The 4,709-nt window shown below is 49.7% G+C and carries 5 protein-coding genes and 1 pseudogene; all 6 read left to right on the forward strand.

Annotated features, from left to right (window positions below; translation table 11 throughout):
* Positions 1-167 precede the first annotated feature (167 nt).
* The 6 genes and pseudogenes from DWX39_RS05565 (at position 168) to DWX39_RS05595 (ending at position 4,654) form a co-directional block, all read left to right on the forward strand.
* On the forward strand, positions 168-251 hold the full coding sequence (locus DWX39_RS05565; RefSeq protein ID WP_001814874.1) for a 23S rRNA methyltransferase attenuation leader peptide: 84 nt from the start codon (positions 168-170) through the stop codon (positions 249-251).
* Between the two features lie 124 nt (positions 252-375).
* A complete protein-coding gene (erm(B), locus tag DWX39_RS05570; protein WP_001038795.1) occupies positions 376-1,113 on the forward strand; it encodes a 23S rRNA (adenine(2058)-N(6))-methyltransferase Erm(B) in 738 nt (245 codons plus the stop codon).
* A gap of 169 nt (positions 1,114-1,282) precedes the next feature.
* Positions 1,283-1,543 (forward strand): annotated as a pseudogene (locus DWX39_RS11345) (topoisomerase DNA-binding C4 zinc finger domain-containing protein); the annotation flags it as partial.
* Positions 1,544-1,964: 421 nt separating this feature from the next.
* Positions 1,965-2,144 (forward strand): hypothetical protein, encoded by a 180-nt coding sequence (locus tag DWX39_RS05585; protein WP_117758778.1) that lies wholly within the window; start codon positions 1,965-1,967, stop codon positions 2,142-2,144.
* A gap of 66 nt (positions 2,145-2,210) precedes the next feature.
* Positions 2,211-2,756, forward strand: coding sequence for a metallophosphoesterase (locus DWX39_RS05590; RefSeq protein WP_233508869.1), 546 nt, complete (start codon positions 2,211-2,213; stop codon positions 2,754-2,756).
* A 140-nt stretch (positions 2,757-2,896) separates the two neighbouring features.
* A complete protein-coding gene (locus tag DWX39_RS05595) occupies positions 2,897-4,654 on the forward strand; it encodes a DUF2130 domain-containing protein (RefSeq protein WP_117758780.1) in 1,758 nt (585 codons plus the stop codon).
* Positions 4,655-4,709 lie beyond the last annotated feature (55 nt).

Raw genomic sequence — 4,709 nt, forward strand, 5'->3', positions numbered from 1 at the left:
CCTGAGGCTGTTGCAATGAAAATGACAATCAAGGCACGGAAAAAGAAACTATTTCAGCAAGCGATATTTTAACAACAGCTATTGATTTATCTTAAAATTTTGTGTATAATAGGAATTGAAGTTAAATTAGATGCTAAAAATTTGTAATTAAGAAGCAGGGATTCGTCATGTTGGTATTCCAAATGCGTAATGTAGATAAAACATCTACTGTTTTGAAACAGACTAAAAACAGTGATTACGCAGATAAATAAATACGTTAGATTAATTCCTACCAGTGACTAATCTTATGACTTTTTAAACAGATAACTAAAATTACAAACAAATCGTTTAACTTCTGTATTTGTTTATAGAAGTAATCACTTCAGGAGAGATTACATAAACAAAAATATAAAATATTCTCAAAACTTTTTAACGAGTGAAAAAGTACTCAACCAAATAATAAAACAATTGAATTTAAAAGAAACCGATACCGTTTACGAAATTGGAACAGGTAAAGGGCATTTAACGACGAAACTGGCTAAAATAAGTAAACAGGTAACGTCTATTGAATTAGACAGTCATCTATTCAACTTATCGTCAGAAAAATTAAAACTGAATACTCGTGTCACTTTAATTCACCAAGATATTCTACAGTTTCAATTCCCTAACAAACAGAGGTATAAAATTGTTGGGAATATTCCTTACCATTTAAGCACACAAATTATTAAAAAAGTGGTTTTTGAAAGCCGTGCGTCTGACATCTATCTGATTGTTGAAGAAGGATTCTACAAGCGTACCTTGGATATTCACCGAACACTAGGGTTGCTCTTGCACACTCAAGTCTCGATTCAGCAATTGCTTAAGCTGCCAGCGGAATGCTTTCATCCTAAACCAAAAGTAAACAGTGTCTTAATAAAACTTACCCGCCATACCACAGATGTTCCAGATAAATATTGGAAGCTATATACGTACTTTGTTTCAAAATGGGTCAATCGAGAATATCGTCAACTGTTTACTAAAAATCAGTTTCATCAAGCAATGAAACACGCCAAAGTAAACAATTTAAGTACCATTACTTATGAGCAAGTATTGTCTATTTTTAATAGTTATCTATTATTTAACGGGAGGAAATAATTCTATGAGTCGCTTTTTTAAATTTGGAAAGTTACACGTTACTAAAGGGAATGGAGATAAATTATTAGATATACTACTGACAGCTTCCAAGAAGCTAAAGAGGTCCCTAGCGCCTACGGGGAATTTGTATCGATAAGGGGTACAAATTCCCACTAAGCGCTCGGGACCCCTTGTAGGAAAATGTCCTAAGTGTGGCAACAATATTGTATTAAAAAAATCGTTTTATGGTTGTTCAAATTATCCTGAATGTAAGTTTACTTTAGCTGAACATTTTAGAAAGAAAAAACTAACCAAAACGAATGTAAAAGAATTACTGGAGGGAAAAGAAACCCTGGTAAAAGGAATCAAAAACAAAGAGAAAAAGCCCTACAATGCCGTTGTAAAAATTGGGGAAAAGGGATATATTGATTTTATCTCTTTTTCAAAATAAAAAGACACAGGTAATGCGAACAGATGTTCCTATTACCTGTATTTTGCGTTAGACTACTGCCATGGGGCACGGATGGGCCAGCTCCCTTTAGAAGGGATTTGGTATGAACGTAAGCGATGTTATTTCGTTATTGGCGTTGTTGATCGCGGCTATCGAACTTGGCCTATTTATCGGCCGAATGAAATAGCCGCCCCCGCGTAAGCGAAGACGGCCACTTCTCACGATGTAAACGTGTACTGGAGTTGGCAAGACCCGCGGGCACGGGTGCCATCCGTGTTCCTATCTTATCCGCAAGCGCTCTGCCGCGCAAGCGTTGCGGCAAGCGATTGAAAAACGCAGACAGGATGTATTTGTGTCCGCACGGATCCGTAGACTTCTCAACTATGTGGTGGACGCTCGCTAACTGGCAATGGAGGCGGTCATGTTTGATGATGACGACCTGTTCGATCTGACAGATGATCCGTTTGAGTGGGATCTACTGCTCGATGATGACGAGCTGGAGCGGGACCGTAAGAAGCGGCAGGACAAGAAAACTCAGGGCGACGCTTCGAAAAAGCAAGACAAGCGCCGCCGCGGACTGTTCGGCGGGCTCTTTGGATAACCGCCGCATCGCTGCGTCTGTATACTTAGCACGAGTTGAACACGTTGCGAAATGAGGACAGAGACGATGATGTGGTTTACCGCCGACCTGCACCTGGGCGATACGAATATCTTGCACGACATGGACCGACCGTTTGATTCGGTCGAGGAGATGAACCGCAAGGTCATCGATGCCATCAATGAGTGCGTGGCTGTGGACGACCGCCTCTATATCTTGGGAGACTTTACCTATCGTTTGCCCCTGGCGGAGGCGGTGCGCCTGCGCGAGTGCATCGAATGCCAGAATGTGACGCTCATCCGTGGTAACCATGACAGCGACTGGGAAGATCCCGACGTACCGCAGATTTGGGAAGACGTGCGCGATTACCTGGAGATTGCTCCTGGCTATGCCAAGGGCCATCGCCTGGTTTTGAGCCATTACCCCATGCTCAGCTGGAACGGCAAGGCGCGTGGCGCCATCATGCTACACGGGCATATCCACAGCAGGGGAGACCGCACCAACGTGCGCAACCGCGATCGCGAACGCCCTATCTTTCGCTACGATGTCGGTCTCGATGCCAACGAGTACAAGCCCGTAAGCCGCGATCAGATTCTTAGCTTCTTTGGGTTATAGGGCGCCAGAGCCACCACAAAGGGGACGGGCACCTTTGTGGTGGCTCTGGCGCCGTTGCCATTATGGCGGCGGCGCCTTTTTTGTCCGTGCGGCGCGGTAGAGTGTAGGCGGTTGAAATTTGCGTCCATCGAGGAGCTGCCATGAACGAGATCAAGTGCCCGCATTGCGGTGAAGTTTTTAAGGTCGATGCGTCCGGTTATGCGGATATCGTCAAGCAGGTGCGCAATGCCGAGTTCTCGCGCGACCTGGACGAGCGCGTGAAGGCAGTCCAGCGCGAAGGCGAGCAGGCGCTGGAGCTTGAGCGCTCGCGTTCGACGGCTGCCTTGCAAAAGGCAGAGTCTCAGCGCGACGCTGAGCTCGTAGAGCAGAAGAACGCTGCGGCTCAACAGCTGGCGCAAGAAGTCGCCAAGCGCGATGCCGAGCTTGCCGAGCTACGCGCCAAGCTCGAGGGCGCTGCCGCAGAGCGCGAGAGCGCAAGCCAGCGCGCGGCGGTCGAGGCCCGTGCCGATGCTCAAAAGGAGAACGCCGAGCTCCAGCGTGAGATCGACAATTTGCGTGCGCAGCTGGGACGCAAGGATGATGAAGCCAAGCTTGCCGAGTCGGCGGCGCGCAACGCTGCTCAAAACGATGTAGCCGCGCGTGATGCCCAGATTGCCGAGCTGCAGGCCAAGCTTGCCGCGGCAGACAAGGCTCAGGAGATGGCGCTTGCCGCTGCTGCTGCCGAGTCGCAGCGCGAGCTCGATGCCGCTCGCAGCGAGGCCGAGCGCACGCTTGCCGACTATCAGGCGAAAGTGAAGGAGAAGTTTTCCGCTGCAAAGGCTCAGTCCGAGCAAGAGGCCGAGGGTCTGCGTGCGCAGCTGCGCGAACAGGAGCTGACGGCCAAAATGAACCTGTCAGAGGCGGTCGCCGCGGCGGAGCGAGAGCGCGATGAGGCGCGTGCCAAGCTGACGAGCGAGCTGGCGGTGCGTGATTCTCGCGAGGAGCAGGCCAAGGCGGCACACGAGCTCGAGCTTGCGCAGGCCAAGCGCGCGAGCGATGAGCTAATTCGCTACAAGGATGAAGAGATTGAGCGTCTTAAGGACATGAAGGTCCGCCTGTCCACCAAAATGGTGGGCGAGTCGCTCGAGCAGCACTGCGAGACCGAGTTTAATCGTCTGCGCATGACGGCGTTTCCCAACGCGTACTTCGAGAAAGACAACGATGCGTCCGAGGGCACCAAGGGCGACTTTATCTTCCGCGAGTGCGACGCGAGCGGCAACGAGATCATTTCGATCATGTTCGAGATGAAAAACGAGAACGACGAGACCGCGACCAAACACAAGAACGAGGATTTCTTTAAGAAACTCGATCACGATCGCCGCCAGAAAGGCTGCGAGTATGCGGTGCTCTGCACGTTGCTCGAGCCCGAGAGCGAGCTTTATAACGCAGGAATCGTGGACGTGAGCTATCGCTACGAGAAGATGTACGTGATCCGCCCACAGTTTTTCATTCCCATGATTACGCTGCTGCGCAACGCCGCCATGGGTTCGCTTCGCTATAAGCAGGAACTGGCGGAGTACAAACAGCAAAATATCGACGTCACGAACTTCGAAGCCAAGATGGAGAAGTTCAAGGATGGCTTCTCGCGCAACTACAACTTGGCGAGTAAGCAATTCGAGTCGGCAATCAAGGAGATCGATGCCGCCATTAAGCAGCTCGAGAAGACCAAGGACGACCTGCGCCGCAGCACCGAGAACCTGCGTCTTGCCCACAACAAGGCCGATGAGCTTACCATCCGCAAGCTCACATGGGGCAACAAGACCATGAAGGCAGCGTTTGACGAGGCGCATGAGGCTACACCAGAGACAAACGATGAGCCAGCCGAGGCAGATTCGTATGAGGTCGAGGATGCCGAGTAAGGCATAGCGGATAGTGCAAGAGCGGGGCCGCTGGCGATGTTGCCAGCGGCCCCGC

This window comes from Collinsella sp. AF19-1LB, from assembly GCF_003459655.1.
Classification (GTDB): domain Bacteria; phylum Actinomycetota; class Coriobacteriia; order Coriobacteriales; family Coriobacteriaceae; genus Collinsella.

Coding starts and splice junctions, on each gene's coding strand:
- DWX39_RS05590 (WP_233508869.1), top strand. CDS start 2,211: ATGATGTGGTTTACCGCCGACCTGCACCTGGGCGATACGAATATCTTG.
- DWX39_RS05595 (WP_117758780.1), top strand. CDS start 2,897: ATGAACGAGATCAAGTGCCCGCATTGCGGTGAAGTTTTTAAGGTCGAT.
- DWX39_RS05585 (WP_117758778.1), top strand. CDS start 1,965: ATGTTTGATGATGACGACCTGTTCGATCTGACAGATGATCCGTTTGAG.
- DWX39_RS05565 (WP_001814874.1), top strand. CDS start 168: ATGTTGGTATTCCAAATGCGTAATGTAGATAAAACATCTACTGTTTTG.